General features: G+C 43.7%; 10 protein-coding genes. 6 read left to right on the top strand and 4 right to left on the bottom strand.

The window, feature by feature from the left end:
- Positions 1-4: 4 nt before the first annotated feature.
- The gene (locus J2X69_RS12345; RefSeq protein WP_310103764.1) at positions 5-925 is read right to left on the bottom strand and encodes a transposase; all 921 of its coding nucleotides are present in this window, start codon (positions 923-925) and stop codon (positions 5-7) included.
- 44 nt (positions 926-969) lie between these two features.
- Positions 970-1,344 (bottom strand): transposase, encoded by a 375-nt coding sequence (locus J2X69_RS12340; protein WP_310103669.1) that lies wholly within the window; start codon positions 1,342-1,344, stop codon positions 970-972.
- Between the two features lie 354 nt (positions 1,345-1,698).
- On the opposite strand from J2X69_RS12340, the gene J2X69_RS12335 reads away from it, so the two are divergent.
- The 4 genes from J2X69_RS12335 to J2X69_RS12320 all read left to right on the top strand — a co-directional run bounded on the left by J2X69_RS12335 (position 1,699) and on the right by J2X69_RS12320 (position 9,370).
- Positions 1,699-3,222, top strand: a complete 1,524-nt coding sequence (locus J2X69_RS12335; RefSeq protein ID WP_310103667.1) for a DUF4955 domain-containing protein — start codon at positions 1,699-1,701, stop codon at positions 3,220-3,222.
- A gap of 483 nt (positions 3,223-3,705) precedes the next feature.
- Positions 3,706-4,596, top strand: a complete 891-nt coding sequence (locus tag J2X69_RS12330; RefSeq protein WP_310103666.1) for a glycoside hydrolase family 97 catalytic domain-containing protein — start codon at positions 3,706-3,708, stop codon at positions 4,594-4,596.
- A 96-nt stretch (positions 4,597-4,692) separates the two neighbouring features.
- On the top strand, positions 4,693-6,285 hold the full coding sequence (locus J2X69_RS12325) for a glycosyl hydrolase family 28 protein (RefSeq protein WP_310103665.1): 1,593 nt from the start codon (positions 4,693-4,695) through the stop codon (positions 6,283-6,285).
- Between the two features lie 121 nt (positions 6,286-6,406).
- Positions 6,407-9,370 carry a hypothetical protein gene (locus tag J2X69_RS12320; protein ID WP_310103664.1) on the top strand — a complete coding sequence of 988 codons (2,964 nt, stop codon included), beginning with the start codon at positions 6,407-6,409 and terminating at the stop codon, positions 9,368-9,370.
- A 443-nt stretch (positions 9,371-9,813) separates the two neighbouring features.
- Here the strand turns inward: J2X69_RS12320 and J2X69_RS12315 are convergent, their stop codons facing one another.
- Together J2X69_RS12315 and J2X69_RS12310 are read right to left on the bottom strand one after the other, a co-directional pair.
- Positions 9,814-11,526 carry a RagB/SusD family nutrient uptake outer membrane protein gene (locus J2X69_RS12315; RefSeq protein ID WP_310103663.1) on the bottom strand — a complete coding sequence of 571 codons (1,713 nt, stop codon included), beginning with the start codon at positions 11,524-11,526 and terminating at the stop codon, positions 9,814-9,816.
- Between the two features lie 25 nt (positions 11,527-11,551).
- Positions 11,552-14,689, bottom strand: coding sequence for a TonB-dependent receptor (locus J2X69_RS12310; protein WP_310103662.1), 3,138 nt, complete (start codon positions 14,687-14,689; stop codon positions 11,552-11,554).
- A gap of 520 nt (positions 14,690-15,209) precedes the next feature.
- Between J2X69_RS12310 and J2X69_RS12305 the strand changes: the two genes are divergently transcribed.
- Positions 15,210-15,629, top strand: a complete 420-nt coding sequence (locus J2X69_RS12305; RefSeq protein WP_310103660.1) for a fasciclin domain-containing protein — start codon at positions 15,210-15,212, stop codon at positions 15,627-15,629.
- A 221-nt stretch (positions 15,630-15,850) separates the two neighbouring features.
- On the top strand, positions 15,851-17,044 hold the full coding sequence (locus J2X69_RS12300) for a PQQ-dependent sugar dehydrogenase (protein ID WP_310103658.1): 1,194 nt from the start codon (positions 15,851-15,853) through the stop codon (positions 17,042-17,044).
- Positions 17,045-17,163 lie beyond the last annotated feature (119 nt).

Raw genomic sequence — 17,163 nt, 5'->3', positions numbered from 1 at the left:
CTTTTTAAGCATAGATATTGGATAGTCTGAACAGGAAGAATTCAATGTTGGTGACTCCTCTGAACTGAGCCCTGAATGCTTTGATTTTTGCATTGAATGATTCTGCTGATGCATTTGTACTCCTGTTTTCAAAGAAGTTAAGAATGGAAGTGTAGTGATTCTGTATGGTTCTGGACACCGTATTGAATGATTTGAAGCCTGCTTCTTCCACTTCATTGTACCAATGTGCCAGCTTGGTGAAGGCCACTCCTTTGATTTTGCCTGTCTGATAGATTCGGGCCAGAGACCTGGAAAGTTTGTAGGCTTTTTCCAGATCAGGGTAGCGCCGGAAGAGAATCTCGGCCCGGTGTGCCTGGGACACCGTCCATTTGTCTTCTCCTTTGAAAAGCAGGTATCTGCTTCTGGCCAACAGTTGTTTTTCGGTATCGCCATTTTCGAGCTTGTGTGGGACAAATGTTTTTTTACACTCTCTGCTGAGCTCCATCTCTTTGTTCTCCTGCTCAATAGCCTCCCATCTGTGGGCGATTCTCATCTCCTGGACTGCGTCATAGACCAGTTTCTGGACATGAAAGCGGTCAGTGACCAATTGGGCTTTGGGAAAACTACGGCGTACGATCTTTTCCATGCCGGCGGCCATATCCAGCGTCACTTCCTCTACCTTCTTCCTTTTGTTCTCAGGCAACTGCCTGAGAACATCATTCACTGTTTCACTGTCAGTTCCTTTTATCATAGCCACCAGAGCACCCTTCTTTCCTTTGGCTGTTTTATTGGTCAGGATGGTATACAGCTCTCCCTGGGAAAGGGCTGTTTCATCAATGCTGAGATGTGTCCCCAGGTTTTCGGGAAAGAGAATCCAGTCTTTGGCATGGGGGCGTTGCGGCCAGTCCAGGAAGTCGCTCAGATGGAAAACGTATTGATGCTCCAGGTTTTTCCCGTTTACATGAAAGTTCTCCGCCAGGCTTTTACAGCTTACCGGCGATGAATCCAGTCGTTCCTTTTTAAAAAAAGCGCGAATTCCTCTGTCATCCGCGTGCCGTTTGCTACCAAACTCCAATCCCTGCTTACATTCTTCCCTGTCTCTTCATTGAGCCACTTTCTTCTTTTTATGTTAAGAAAACAGGCTTTGCCACGTAACGGGAAGTCCTGAATACTCACCTCATCATAAAAACCCTTTGAGGTGAGTTTTGATCCCTGAAGATGCCCGGGATGAATATTCAGCTCTTCCAGATAAATGTGGTAAGCATTGTCCTTGAGTCCTGCTGAAGTGACCTTGAAAAATTCAAGCAGGCCCTGAGGCAAAAGTAAGCTGAGGTAATCCTTTTCTTCCAATCCTTTTTTCAGCAAAGAAAATAGATCCAGTCAATTCCCCCAAGTTTTCTGACTGATCCCTATTTCCCTTTTTTATCCCTTTCTTCCACTCAGACGGGGAAATACGGTCGGTTTGAACATGTATTAAATGAGCTTACTGAAGCTGAAAAATTTCTTTTTTGAGACAGCCTGAATGTCAAAATTTAGAAAGAAGGTAGAGTTGTTCACAAAGTTAATATTGCTTAGTCTTTGGATAATTCGGGTAATCTATGAATCCGGAAGAGTATCTATCTTGTCAGTTGAACCCGATCTCTTCTACTTTCTGAAGATGAATCATTGGTCAGATTTGGGTTTGACCTATAGTTTCTACACAATGTGAAATTCAGCGAAATGAAAAGCAATCTAGTTTTTTTGATGTTATTTATACTGACCGGAAATGTATTTTCCCAAAACATCCCTCCATTATGGACTGAGTATGAGGAACTCCGACGTTTTGGTTCAGGGTCGGCTACGTTGCCCGATTTTTCCTATGCTGGCTACCATTTTTCAGAAAAGGAAATTCCGTCGCTATCGGAGAGAGCTGTGTTCGATGTGACTGACTATGGAGCAGTGCCTGACGATGCTGAGTTCGATGATGTAGCTATCAAGAAGGCGATTTCAGCGGCGTTGGCAACCAAGGACGGTGGAATCGTATTTTTCCCACCCGGCAAATTTCTCATCGCTCCGGATGAAGATAGGGATAGTTATTTTCTTATCAATCAAAGCAATATACTACTTAAGGGAAGTGGAAGTGGCGTTGGCGGAACGGAGATTCACCAGGTAAATATGAGAATTGGATCCCGGCAGTTTAGATTTGAGCCGAAGGAGAACAAAACGGAAAAATTGGCAGTTGCAAATGGTACAGTTCAGCGGGAATCTTTTATAATAGAAGTCGTGGATGCTTCAAAACTTAGGGTCGGTCAAGATGTAATACTCACTCACAAGAGTGAAGAATATACAAAGAATTATTTTGCTCCGAGGGAGCTTTCTGCTGCATGGGATAGACTCTTCGGATCTACTGGGGGGATGCAGATCAAAGAAATCCATACCATAGAAGAAATCAATGGTACAACTGTCAGATTCAAAAATCCGCTTCATATTGATGTGATCCCGGTTGAAGGATATGATTTCGAACTTAACAGCTACAATAGTATAGAAGAGTGTGGAATAGAAGATATTCTGTTCAGCGGAAGCTGGGACAGTTATCCCGAAGAATTTGTCCATCACAAAGATGGGATTCATGATGGGGGATGGGTGGCCATTCATATGGGGAATGCGAAAAACAGTTGGATACGTAACTGTGCTTTCACTAATTTAAATGAAGTGATCAATATCCGAAATGGATATCAGCTGAGTCTTACAGGCTTGAATTTTTATGGAAAGAAAGGGCACACTTCCATTCATGCAAGATCTGGGTATGGGGTCTTGATTAAAGACTGTGATTTTAACGGGGCGCATCATCATGGACCGGGGACGGGGTACGGAGGTGTTGGGACAGTGGTGACGCAATGTAAACTGGGGGAAGATCAGATCATCGACAGTCATTCGGGTCAGCCTTATGCGACATTGTTTGATGCGATTGATGGAGGGGTGTTTTACAATCTGGGAGGTCCATTACCCGGACTGCCTCACCATGGGAAGTACTTGGTGTTCTGGAATTTCAACTACCGATCTGATAGGGATTTCCACTATGATTTTTGGTCAGTTGAGAAGAGGCGGAATTATACCATTGCCGACCCCATTTTTGTAGGATTTCGGGCAAACCGGACGATTACCTTTGAGAATGTAGGTATAGATCAGTCTAGGGGAGAAGAAGTATTTCCTAAATCCCTTTTCGAGGCACAGTTAGAACTACGGCTGCGATCCGGCAACTAGTTTTGTAAAGCTTGACTTTACTTGCTGTGGGAGCTTTAACTAAGCGCTAAAACGGGCTGTTTTTTTGTGGTTTCACTATATCGAAAATCGATTCGAAGTGCTATTGTTCGCCTCTCTTTCTAGTTTAGTTTTCCTTAATTGAAAAGCTATATTATCCTAATTGATAATTATTTATCTAATTCGGGGTGAATATTAATTGAACTATGTCCAATTGGTTAAAATCAGATAATGGTCGGTCAATAGGAAAGAAACCTACCCTGTTTCGATTGGCTAAATTTGCTTTGTCACCAAGTTTTCTGTCGGGAGGCTTGCATTGCTAGTTGGACTTTCATTGTCTGTGTAAATAAGTTGTGGATGAACCTTCATGAAATCGAGCATGATACAGGCGACACACAGAGGGATGATTATTCACCGTGCGAGATTCCATCCCGTTTCCTTCGTCACGGGACAGGTTATGACCATTAAAAATCAAAATATAAACAGATGAAACACCGCTATGAATTTCTCCTTTTGGCCCTGTTTCACATGCCTTTTTGGACACGCAACCATGAGTTTATAAACATGCTAAAATCAATCCATTTTATAGCAATAGTTGGAATCTGCATACTTGCAGGATGTAATCAGGGAATAGATCACACGGTGATTTATAGTACTGATGAGGAAGTTAGCTTTGAACTTTCTGTTGTGGGAGGACAATTGGTATACTCAACACTTTTCAGGGATTCCTCTTTAATCGAGACTTCAGAGATTGAATTCTCTATGGACTCAGTATCGGTAACAGATAATGTAGAGATCACCGGAATAGAGAAATACTCAGGCGAGGAGCGATATGAGTGGATGGGCGCTCATTTTTTAGCAAAAGAAGCTAGAACCTGGCCAAATGAATTGACGAGAGAGGCAATCCGTGGCATGGAGGCAAGTAAATTGGAAGACTGCGCTACACATAATACGACAGTGCCTTTTACGCGCTTTTTGGCAGGGCATGCAGAATATACCCCAGTTCATTTTGGAGAATGTCGAAAAAATACGACCTGGACGCATCAGATCGCCAGTGCCTCAATCATGTACACACCATTGCTCACCTATGCGGCAAATCCTGCGCAATTGCTCGACAATCCAGCAGTGGAAATTATCCGTCAGATTCCGTCATACTGGGACGAGACAATTGTACTGGATCCTTCCGAAATTACCTCATATGCCAGACGGAAAAACGAAGTTTGGTTTTTGGCCATAATGAACGGGGCCCAACCCAGACCGGTAGATATTCCGCTCAATTTTTTGCCCTCAGGAGAATTTGTTGCCACTATGGCCAAAGATGACCCTATGAATGCGGCTTCCATGATCATGGAAGAGGGATCGCTGAATCAAACCTAGTTCCTGACAATAGATCTCGGAGAGGGCGATAGCCATGTTTGTCAAAACTCAATAAAAATCAAACCTATGATCCTATTCAGACCCAAAAAGTAAGTCATGTCATATCTCAAAAATTTCAAAATGATCAATCGAATACTGGCGCTCGGATGCGTCATCCAATTAATCTGTTTCTCTGCTTCCTGGGCAAGTGGGAAAATCTATAAAATCCTGGATTACGGTGCAAAAGGGGATGGTATTACCCTCAATACAGAGGCTATCCAGCGTACAATAGATGAGTGCCATGCCAATGGCGGTGGCAGCGTATTGGTGCCGGAGGGAAGGTTTTTGACCGGTACAGTGGAACTAAAGGATAATGTGACTCTTTATTTGGAGAAAGGAGCAGTATTATTGGGGAGTACGGATTTGGAAGACTATAAAAATGTAGACCTATTCACCGAAGGACTCGGAATAGATGTGGGATGGGCGCTTGTGGTAGCGGTGGGCGCCAAAAATATTGGAATCGCAGGACAGGGAGCTATTGATGGGCAGGGGGCCGCACTCAAAGAGCGGCATATACAGACAGATCGGAGGCCGGAAGGCGAAAGATGGGGAAGGAGGCCTTTTTTGCTCAGAATAGTCCGATGCGAGGGGGTGAACATTACGGGTGTCTCACTTCTTTATGCGGGAGCATGGACATCCCACTATTTCCAAAGTAGGGATATCACCATCGAGAATGTCCGTATCATCAGCCGCGGAGTGGCTCATAATGATGGGATTGGTATTGATGGGTGTCAAAATGTAAGAATCAGCAATTGTGATATCGATAGTGGTGACGATGCACTGGTTTTTAAGACCACCTCGAGCAAAATGGCCTGTAAGGACATTGAGGTCAGTAGAATGCGGCTGAAAAGTAATCAGGCAGGAATTAAAATGGGCACCGAATCCATGGCAAACTTTGAGAACATCCATATTTGGGATTGCCATATCTATGATACCCGCAACGGAGGTATCAAGCTACTCACTGTAGATGGGGCGCATTTGAAAAATGTGGTCATATCCGATGTAACGATGGATAATGTCCGGACTCCTATGCTTTTTCGTCTGGGGTCCAGATTGAGTGTGTTTAGAAAGGACTCGGATGAACAACAGGTTACAGGAACCTTTGAAAATGTACTCATCAAGAATATCAAAGCTAAAGCTGCCTCAGAAGCACAGCTGACTCCTCCTTCAGGAATACTGATCACCGGAGTATCCGGTCATTATATCTCGGGGCTGACTTTGGAAAATATTGAAATCGATCTGGCCGGAGGAGGTAGCCATTCGGATGCCCATGCAGAAGTTCCGGAGGCGGTGGATCAATACCCGGAAATAAAAACTTTCGGCCCAAAAATCCCGGCATATGGAGTATGGGCACGTCATGTCAAGGGACTAAAATTGAAAAATGTGGCTTTCGTACTGGATGAAAATGATCTGAGACCCGCTTTGGTCTGTGAGGACTGCATAGATCTGGAAGTCAATGACTGGACTATTCCTGAGACAACGGGTGCAGAGTCTATCATCCGACTGACAAATGTAAAAAATGTAAAAATTGCAAACAACAGAGTGGATGGCTCTGCAGATAGCTTTGTCCAAGCCACTGAAGGAAAGAATATCAAATTGAAAAAAAACAATATGGACGAACAGATAGGTAAAAGCCTAATCAAGTACTGATAGACTTTCCTGATAGCGCACCAAATAAAAAATGACTTAACTCTCACTAATAAAGTAACATAGCCCAAATTAAGGGTCTTTGGTACCCTTAGAACCTTTAGCCGGCTAATCTGAAAAAATCATGATAAGAAGTATCCCATTATTTACCTCACTGGCACTTATGTGCATGAGTCTGACATCCCTGGAACCGTCCAAAGAATCAAGTAATAGTACTGGGCTATTGGCACGGAATGAAGCCCCTCATATTGTTCGTGTTACCGATACCCAATTGATATTGGTAAATGGAAGTACTTACTTGTATTCCGTTGACACGCCAGAAGGTGAAGGGCTGATCTCAACAAAACCTACTGTGGAGCAGCTTTTGCAACAGCTCAAGAGCGCTCCTGCTGGGAGGAAATACCGAGTAGCGGGAATTGATGGGGTAGAAAAGAAATCAGGGCTACTGGATGAGGGAGATCACGTTCAAGTTGTGTTCAAAGATGAGATCCTCCAGTCGTATGAACTCGTATTTGAACGAAGAGCATTGGGTGGAAGGCTCTGGACAGAAAGAGAAGAAATGACCGTGGATATACTTGGGGATTTGGTACTATATTTCACTGCCGGTCAGCGTAGCTCCGGTGCTTCTGTCTCCATTGATTTCCCTAGAGGTGTTGAAGTTACCATGGAAAACACTTCCGTCAATGTGATTGGGCGTGGAGATGTGAAATTGAAGGATCTGAAGAGCCAATCCATCGGGAAAGTAGGTAGCAGATACAGCTATGATAAAGTAGGCGAGGTAGTTGTATCCGGTACTGTTGCAGAAGGTATGAAAGTGACTTTCAAAAATCTTGACCTCAGACCATTGAACGGATTTGATCTGAAGCTTACCGTTGCGGATGTGAAGCTGCAAAATGCTGGGGAATACCAATTCAGCTCATATTATAGCACTAGGGAACCTGAAAGGTTGAACAGTGCGGGAACCCTGGGTGAAACGACCTGGATTAAGGCCGTGAATACAGTTACAGACTTCAAGAGGGTTTTACAGGTAGGCATTCCCTATCATGAGATAGAGGGATTGTATTCGGATGTGGACTTCCACTGGAGTAGCCGAGACACTGGGAAGGAAGTAGAACTGCTGCACTCAGAGGATAATGGAAGCAGCTGGAAGCCGGCCCAAGCAATCCTGGATCTCCAAAAAGGAACAGGAAAAATAAGTGGCTTGTCTCCACAAAAACTTCATCTTTTTAGACTTTCTGTGAAAAGTGGGCCCAAAAAAGGCCTTTCCAATCCAGTTTCATTCTTTTCAGGAAAAAAAGATATCAAGGAGTTTGGCGTCACTGGGAAAGGAGCGGGGGATGATACCGACAAAATCAATGAAGCGATCACCTATCTGGCTAAGTTGGGAGGAGGGACACTATTGATAAGTCCCGGAGAGTATCATGTACGGACTGTGCAAATGAAAAGTAATGTTTGGTTATATCTGGAAAAAGGAGCCACTATCATGGCTTTGAAAGGTGCAGATGCACCCGAAATGACATGGTTTAGCGACAAGAAATACCGTTCAGGTCTTTCACCGACTGATCTTGGACCTTATCTAGATCCTGAAAACTACCTAACCAAGCAAGATGTGGGACACACCTATTTCCAAAACACGATGTTTTTTGGAGAGCGCTTGGACAATGTGAAAGTTATCGGAAACGGTAGGATCACAGGGAATGGTAATCTGGTGACAAGTGACCGAGTCATGAACAACACCCCCGATAACCGCGCGGATAAAATGTTCACCTTTAAACTATGTACCCATATCGAGATTGGCGGAGTCTATAGGCAGGAAGATGTGTGGTATGATGAGGATAGCGATGAGCCATATTATATCGGAAAGGACGGGGAAAAAGACTTCAATACTGAGAATATGCTGGATATTGACCAAGGAGGTCATTTTGTTCTTTTGGCCACAGGATCGGATCATCTTTATGTACACAACACCTACTTTGCGAGACACAACACCAGTAACGTACGTGATATTTATGATTTTATGGCCTGTAATGATGTGGTTGCTACTAACATTTACTCTAAAGTGAGTTCTGATGATGTGGTAAAGCTTGGGTCAGATTGCTCCTTGGGATTCACCAGACCTGTGAGTGGCTATCTGGTCAGAAATCTGATAGGGGATACGAATTGCAACCTTTTTCAGATCGGGTCTGAAACCGCCGATGACATCCAGGATGTCCATGTAGATAATATGTATGTGCTGGGGGCAAATAAGGCCGGTTTTTCCATTTCGACCAATGATGGGGCGCAAGTAAAGGATATTCACCTAAACTGCGGCCACACTGGGACAATCCACTCCAGATCCAAAATGCTCCGTGCCAGGTCACCTTTTTTTATTTCTATTTCCAACCGGGCCAGAATTCTTGGGGCTGAGGCCGGTAGGTATAAGTTTGACGAGAACGGAACGGAGCATGACGAATTGTTGATAAAAAATGTGAATATCGGAAAAGTAGAAAATATACTCATCAACGGTGTGGATATCAGTGAGGTGTATGGTGGGAGTTCGCATAGTAAGGTTCGCTGGAAGGCTTATGATGGCAATCAGAATAGGGCAACTCCCATACTTGCAGGATACAAATTGCCCAATACCAATGTAGTAGAGGGTGGACTCGATTTTACGTTACCCAATGGAAAACATACCGGGTATATAGAGAATATCGTGTTTGATGATGTGCATGTATTGGTAAAGGGTGGAAATCCTGCGTCTGATTCGGAAAATATACCAGCAGAGCTTGGTGTAGGACAATATAACGTGTCCAATCTCAAGGTACTGCCTTCCTATGGTCTTTGGGCCCGACACGTGAAAGGACTCCGTATAATTGGATGCACTTTCAATTATGAGAATAGGGACAATCGTCCTGCCTTGTATCTGGATGATGTGGTGGGGGCCGAAATCCTGAATAGTTCAGCCGTTTGGTCGCGGGATAGTGAGAATCTGATAAAGTCCAGGAATTCTTCAGCTATTACGATTGATAACATTCATTACTATCGGGATTTTTGGGGTAATTCTCCTAAAAAATTATCAGATATAAATCAGCGTAAGGGATTTAAATAAACTATTCTTATAGTATTTAATGTAATTATCCGTGTTAGGGGAGGTTCGATTTTCACATCGATAAAAGCAGGATATTGACGCTGCGGTAACTAGTTTTCAACTGTTGACGATCCTTTGTTTTGCTATCTGGGAAGAATATGAGTACATATATTAATTGAATTGTATATAGTGACTATAAAAATGCAGCTGATTTTGCTTCATCTGCATTTTTTTATATTAGTTAGTTATTTAAAAAGTTTCCCTAGACCTGTCTTGTTTCAGATTAGTATAATCGGATTTTTCAATAGGCAGGTTTTAGTTTGATCTTCGGTTCATAGGATCTGGTGTTGGAGTAAACCAAGAATATAATCTGTACTCGGTATTTTTGATTTCTGGTCAATACATAAAAAAGGTTCGGGAAAACTCCCGAACCTTTTTTATGTATATAATTAGTAGATTTTTGCTTACCACCCTGGATTTTGTGGATAGGGAGAGCCTGTGATCACGGCATCAATCTGAGCCTGTGGAATGGGGCGGAGAAGATGTCGGGGAACTTCTATGTTTGGAGCAGCTTCAGCATTGTGGAGCTTTACCCGTTCTTCCAATTTTCCTGTCCGTACCAAGTCCCACCACCTCATATTTTCACCACATAGTTCCCGTGAGCGCTCATCGAGGATAAAGTCTAAGGAAAGGTCTGAGGCTTGGATTAAAGTAGCTTGAATGTCTCCATTTGGAAACGCAGCCCTTTCTCTCACTGCATTGATATATGGTAGGGCTTCCGCGACTTTTTCGTCCATAAACAACGCTTCTGCTGCTATTAGGTAAGTTTCTGCCAATCGATAAACTATTACCGGACGAATGGATGGGTAGTTTAAGTCCGCCCGTTTCGTGTCAAAGTATTTGAACATGGCAGGAGATAGACGAATCGTGTAATTCCTTGGAGGGATTAACAAATAACGGGAGGCTGCGATTTCCTCATTAGTGACATCATATCCAGGCATATAAATCGCTGTATCTCCCAATGCAAATTTTTTGGCTCCGGGTTGGGCATCTGCCGGCGCTCCCTTCGGTAGCGGATTGGGCCATACCGGGATAGAGCTTTCGTTGTTGCTGTACCAGACCGTCTGAAAGGTTTTGCTGTATCTGCTGTCGTTTACCCTTTCAGCAAAGGCTGTTTCAGTCATCCAATTGGTAGGTACACACCGGATATAGGGACGGCCATATTCCGTATTCCGTTTCATCCCGGGGAATTGTTCATATTGTGGTACCCACATATGATTCAGTACATTGTCAGCCCCACCGCTGTTGTTTGGACCATTGTAGGCCAGATCAGAAGTATGCTCGACGGTCCAGAGTACCTCCTTGTTGTATTCATTTCCCTCTTCAAATACCTTTCCGAAATCTTCAAGTAGCCCTAATCCATTGGCCGGTGCGAGGTTATTGATCAAATCAGTGGCTATCAGATAAGCGTTCTGGTAATCACTAGCTTGTGCAGCAATGGATCCTGCACGGGTTAAATGGACTTTGGCCAGCAAATGCATCGCTGCCGCTTTCGTCGCTTTTCCCCGCAATACTCCCCCTGTGGAGGGACTTTCCGGAAGAACGGCTACTGCTTCCCGGAGGTCTTCTATGATAAGTTCATAGGCTTCAGACATGGGACTCCGTACAGCGGAGGTAGTTGGCTCGTTCTGGAAATTCCTGTTTATAGTGATATCTCCATAGAATTGTACAAGTACAAAGTAATAGTTTGCCCTTAGAAACTTGGCTTCTGCTACCATTTTGGTTTTTGTGTCCTCACTGATCCCCGTTACATCCGGGGCGTTGTCTATCAATCCGTTGCAGGTATTGATATAGGTGTATGCGTTTCTCCAGATAGCCGTGATCTGCCCATTCGATGGAGTATAGTTGCTGTTGTATTTGTTGATGTTGTTGTTGCCGTCCTGTCCGGTATAAAACTCATCCGTCCCAATTACAGTGATGGTAAACAGATCCTGATTTCCCCAGAACATCCTGTTTCCGGCATATGCTGCATCCAATCCCGACTGAAAACCTTGGGTAGTACTGAAAAACCCGGGGGTTAGGATAGATTTTGGCTCCTCTATTAACCTATCATCGCAGCTTAAAAGAAAGCTTAGAATCATTAGATAGGCAATTGATTTGATTGATATTATTCTCATTGTTAGAATTTTTTGGGTTGAGTTATTATAAGGTGACGTTTACTCCGAATATGACCGAATACATAGCCGGTGTGTCCACGTTTAGATTTCCGGATGATTCAGGGTCTATCCCGTTGTACTTGTTGCGGTACTCAGAAAATAGAATAAACGCATCGTTGACGGTACCGTACAGCCGTATGGCCTTGGTTCCTATCCTACTTGCCAATGTCGGAGAGAGAGTATAACCCATGCTCAGGCTTCTTATTTTGAGATAGCTCCCGTCAAAGTATCCAAGTGTGGAACGGTATGGGGTATTGGTAGCAGCTGAATTGGGTTTTGGATAATAATTCTGGTTGTTGTCGGGGGTCCAATAGTCCGTAACCAGATTGTTATAGTTTCCTTGATAGGTATTGGCAAACCCTGCGGCGTGCAGTTGGCTTCTAATAAGCCCTCCAACCCTTCCAAAGGCAACTATGGTAAAATCAAACCCCCTATAGGCAAATCTATTTGTGATGCCACCTTGGAAATCCGGCTGCATTGAACCCAAAATGGTGCGGTCATCACCATCAATCTTTCCGTCTGGTACCGATTCCAATCTGCCGTCGGCACTTCGTCCACCCAAATCAGCGACACGGATGGTCCCGATCACTGACCCCGTTCCTGTAATGGAAAGTCCCAGGTCTTTTGCCATGGCCGAATCGGCGGCTGTATTCTGCCATATCCCGAGTTTTTTGTAATCGTAGATGGTAGATATTGGTTGTCCGACAAACCAGTTGTTGCCGATGTCCATGGTCACACCCTCAGCCAGCTGGGTGATTTTACCACGATTGAGAAATAGGTTGATATTTGAGGTCCAGCTAAAACTGTTTCTGCCTTTATCAGGAAGATTCACCGTGCTGATCTGAACTTCTAGGCCCTTGTTTTCAGTTTTTCCTACATTGGTAAGAATGGCGTTGGGGATTCCTGAAGTAGGGGGAAGGTTCTGTGGAAGGAGCAGTTTGTCCGTAAATTGCCTATACACTTCGATTGATCCTTCAATTCTGTTTCTGAGAATTCCAAAGTCCAAACCAATATTCAAGGTGACGGTGTATTCCCACTCCAGGTTTGGATTGGGTGCATGGGTAGGATAGATTCCTGTCACCTTCGAGTCTCCGAAGTTATAGACTAAAGGCGAGAGTTGTCCAAGCGTGGCATAGGCCGGCACGGCGGCGTTGCCCACAGTGCCATAGCTTGCCCGCAGCTTCAGGTTGGTGATTGTGTTGGAATTGTTCAGGAAAGCTTCGTCTGTGATGTTCCAGGCAGCAGCGACCGATGGGAAAGTCTGGTATTTTTTTGAAGGAGCAAGCCTAGACGAACCGTCCGTTCTCACGGTTAGAGTAAGGAGGTACTTGTCCTTGAAGCTATAATTCAGCCGTCCCATATAGGAAAGAATGGACCATTTCTGATAGTTGCCAGAGCCTACCAGATTAGCACCAAATCTAGGGTTATAATATTCCAGCACATCAGCAAGTATATCATTGTTGTCAAATTGGTTTGATTCCGACAAGGATTCCTGAAGGCTGTACAGTCCGGTGAAGTTTATCCGGTGTTTTTCCGATATGGTCTTGTCATAAGTCAGCAGATTTTCCAGTGTGAAATTGGTGCTGAAGCTACTACGGTTTGAGGATCTGGATAGTCCGCCCAGATTGTAGGAAGTGGCGCTGGCATAGAAATTCCCATACCTGTCTGCCCTAATTTCAGCTCCGCCATTGAACCGGTATTTCAGCCCTTCTGCAAGTTCCAGATCGAAATAGAGCGTGGTAAAGGTTCCGAACCGTTTTCTTTTTTCCTCTACCGCTCCATCTATAAAATCCGCCAAAGGGTTCCATATTTGGTTTGCGCTGCCAGGCACAAATCCCCATAATTCTCCTTCATTATCATATGGTGTGGCTAGTGGACTGGCACGTAGCACCTGGCCCATTGGATTTGCACCTTCTCCTATCCGTGAGGTAAAACTGTTCAGTGAACTTACTCCTACTTTGATTCTTTTTCCGATGGTCTGATCCGCACTCATCTTCAGCGAAAAGCGTTCGAAGCCCTGTCCTGGATATATTCCAGTCTCATTAAAGTATCCCGCTGAAATGGCGTATTGGCTCTGCGCTGTGCCTCCTGAAATACCCAATTGATGGTTGGTGATAATACCTGTCTTATAGATCAGATCCTGCCAATCCGTACTGCGCCCCAGTTCTACTGATTCTACTTCTTGGGGTTCAAATGTGCCATTAGTATAGAATAAAGGATCGTCTAATCCAGTATAGGTGCCTGGTGCGCTTCCATTGATCCGGGACCATTTTTTGAGGTCTCGAAACTGTTCCCCATTCATGATATTGAATTTGCCAAGGTTCTTATTGAACCCTGTATATCCGCTGTATGTAATGAGTGGAGTTCCGGTTTTGCCACGTCTGGTGGTGATCAGAATTACACCATTCGCTCCTCTGGACCCATAGATGGCTGTTGAGGATGCATCTTTTAGAATTTCCACGGAAACAATGTCATCCGGATTGATGTCATTGATACTGCCATTGAACGGGACACCGTCCAACACAAACAGCGGGTCATTTCCGGCTCTTACGGATCGTTCCCCACGGATTCTTATGGTAGGGTTGGAACCGGGTTTACTGTTTCCTCCGCTTTTCTGGATGTCAAGTCCGGCTGCCCGTCCTTTTAGGGCATCTGAGAGATTGGATACCGGCACATCTCTCAGAGATGTCTCATTGACGGAGGCAATGGAGCCTGTAATGTCAGATTTCTTCTGGGTACCATAGCCTACCACCACTATCTCTTCTAGATTCTGGATATCCGGGAGAAGAGAAATTTCTATCCTGCTGTGATTTTGGATGGGTACTTCCTGAGATATGTACCCTACAAATGAAAACACCAGTGTTTCATTAGAACTGACCGAAGCCAGGGAGAAAAGACCTTCTAAATCTGTAACAGTTCCCACAGATGAACCTTTTACCATCACTGTGACTCCGGGCAGAGGTGACTGATCGTCGGCTGACACGACCATTCCAGTCAGAGGTGCCACAGTTTGTGCAATCGATTGTATTTTAGATCCAAAAAAAAGGAACGCCAGAAATAGGAGGTATGTGGCACCTCTTATTGTTGAGTTACTGATGATGAGATGGGATAGATTTTGTTTCATAGTAAAGGGGGTTATTTTGGTGTTTATTACTTTTTATATTAATAGGAGTAATAGGTTTGATATATATGGAGGGCTTACAGATAAATTGTTTTGAGGCAATTTTGATAGATTAATTGACACATCAGTATGTGTACTTAACCAGATCTTATCGGATTTTAACTTTTTATATGAATACCATATTAGAAAACCCGAATGAATGTTTACAAAGGAGCAGGAGTGTTAATTATAGCTTAGCCAATGGCCAATAGAAATTAGGTAGGGGTAGATGAACTACACAGACGGATAGCGAGTCTATTTATCCTATACATCTTTTTGGATAGTACCATACCGAAAGTCCTGAAATGTATAGTTGAACGATTTCCCCCCTTTTTCTAAGCGAAAAATACCCCTATAGGCACTATATAATTGGGTAAAATTGCAATGTGGTGAACAAGAGAGATTAAGCTGTGGCTATTTAGTTTATATGCTCTTGTTTTCTATTTGTCTATATAGCGAATAACAATAACCCAAAAATGAGTGAATGAGTTATTACATCAATAGGACGTTTCTCTTTCTTACCAACGATGCCATACTGCGGTTCAACACTAATGGAACTGTCAACGAGGCCAGCTATTTCGGCTTCAACAAGGTAAACGGGGAGGTGGTATCTAAATGGGAAGATTATCCGGTAGAAGAGGTAAGGGGATTTTTTCGCTATCACATCATTGTGGGTGTTTACTCCTATGACAATTTGGAAGCAGAAAATATTCCTGTCACAACACTTTTGCAGACAGGAAATAATCTTGCCTATATCAAAATTCAAAACGAACGTAATTCGAAATTGAGGGTAAATGATATCCCGCTGACACCTCGGTTTATAGAAGCCCGAAGCAGCAATATTCAACCAACTAATGGCGTAATACATGCATTTGATAGTTTTATCATACCGTTAATTGAATAGAAATGGGTAATTGTTAATTCTTAAAAACGCAGCAGTTTCTGCTGCGTTTTTGTCTTTCGAAAAGTCTGTTTGGAACAGACTGGATTCCTGCTTTCTAGGATCATTATCATACCTAAATCAGGGGTCAAAGAATATTTCCCTGTGACGTGACTCGCATCATGGTCAATTTTGGTAAAGTCTCCACTATAAATTAATTACATCTTAAACACTTCTTCCAAATCATGTATTTCAAGTCTTTAGTAATTGTAGGTGCTCTAAGCTTCTTGACTCTGTCTGCTTGCTCTCCTATCCAAGGAAAGCTTCACGAAATTGTACCCGTAGAAGGCAAAAACAGAGTTGATATTTCCGAATCGATAGCGGAAGTCAAATTGGAAACAATAGTATTACCTGAAAATTTCAAGATTGAAGTTTGGGCTGCGGATGTGCCAAACGCCAGATCACTTGCCAGATCAGAAGAAGGGATTGTTTTTGTAGGTAACAGAGGTGGAGGGAGCGTATTTGCCCTTATCGATTCAGATGCGGATGGACGGGCAGACTATCGTTATACTTTGGCGGAAGGGATGCGGCAACCAAACGGGATTGCCTATCGAAATGGTGACCTCTATTTGTCAGAAGTCAGCCGAATATTAAAGTTTCCTGATATCAAAAACAATCTAACGAATCCCTATTATGAGGTGGTTTTTGATGGATTTCCGACCAAGGGGCACCATGGCCATAAATATTTGGGTTTTGGACCAGATGGTAAATTATACGTGCCTGTAGGAGCGCCTTGCAATATTTGTAATCCCGAAGAGGAGATTTTTGGAACGATAACCCGTATTGATGTTGATGCGACAGAAATCAAACCTGAAATAGTAGCCCATGGTGTAAGGAACACGGTAGGATTTGACTGGGATCCTGAGACAGGCAATCTTTGGTTTACTGATAACAACAGGGACATGATGGGGGATGATATTCCAAGCTGCGAATTAAATGAAGTTACAGAGCCGGGACAGCATTTTGGCTATCCTTTTTGGCATGCCGGAGATGTGATAGATCCGGAATTTGGAGAGCTGGGAATGGATTCTGATAACTATAAATACCCAATCGTGAAGCTGGGCGCCCATGTAGCACCTTTGGGCATGAAGTTTTATCGTGGCGCAATGTTCCCCAAAATATACCGAAAGTCTATTTTTATCGCCGAGCATGGGAGTTGGAACCGTTCGAAAAAGGTGGGTTATAAAATCTCTGTCGTAGATCCCTCTGCCAAAAACGGGCAGGTTGGAAAATCTGTTTTTGCCGAGGGCTGGCTGGACCAGAATACTCAGGAAGTATGGGGACGCCCAGTAGATGTGATGGAGCTTCCTGATGGGAGTCTGTTGGTTTCGGACGATTTTGCCAATTGCATCTATAGGATTTTCTACTCCCCGGATTGATCTGTGAAAAACATTCTCGGCGAAGCCGGGACTGGGCTTCATTAGGTGGGAGGCATTTTACCGCTGCATAGTCCATTTTGATACCTAGAACAAAAACTCCCCGGTTTTAGAACAATTTT

This window comes from Algoriphagus sp. 4150, from assembly GCF_031457395.1.
Classification (GTDB): Bacteria; Bacteroidota; Bacteroidia; order Cytophagales; family Cyclobacteriaceae; genus Algoriphagus.
Note: the sequence above shows the minus strand (reverse complement) of the source record. Positions and strands in the feature narration are given on the sequence as shown.

Coding starts and splice junctions, on each gene's coding strand:
- J2X69_RS12310 (WP_310103662.1), bottom strand. CDS start 14,689: ATGAAACAAAATCTATCCCATCTCATCATCAGTAACTCAACAATAAGA.
- J2X69_RS12305 (WP_310103660.1), top strand. CDS start 15,210: ATGAGTTATTACATCAATAGGACGTTTCTCTTTCTTACCAACGATGCC.
- J2X69_RS12315 (WP_310103663.1), bottom strand. CDS start 11,526: ATGAGAATAATATCAATCAAATCAATTGCCTATCTAATGATTCTAAGC.
- J2X69_RS12330 (WP_310103666.1), top strand. CDS start 3,706: ATGAAACACCGCTATGAATTTCTCCTTTTGGCCCTGTTTCACATGCCT.
- J2X69_RS12335 (WP_310103667.1), top strand. CDS start 1,699: ATGAAAAGCAATCTAGTTTTTTTGATGTTATTTATACTGACCGGAAAT.
- J2X69_RS12300 (WP_310103658.1), top strand. CDS start 15,851: ATGTATTTCAAGTCTTTAGTAATTGTAGGTGCTCTAAGCTTCTTGACT.
- J2X69_RS12320 (WP_310103664.1), top strand. CDS start 6,407: ATGATAAGAAGTATCCCATTATTTACCTCACTGGCACTTATGTGCATG.
- J2X69_RS12325 (WP_310103665.1), top strand. CDS start 4,693: ATGTCATATCTCAAAAATTTCAAAATGATCAATCGAATACTGGCGCTC.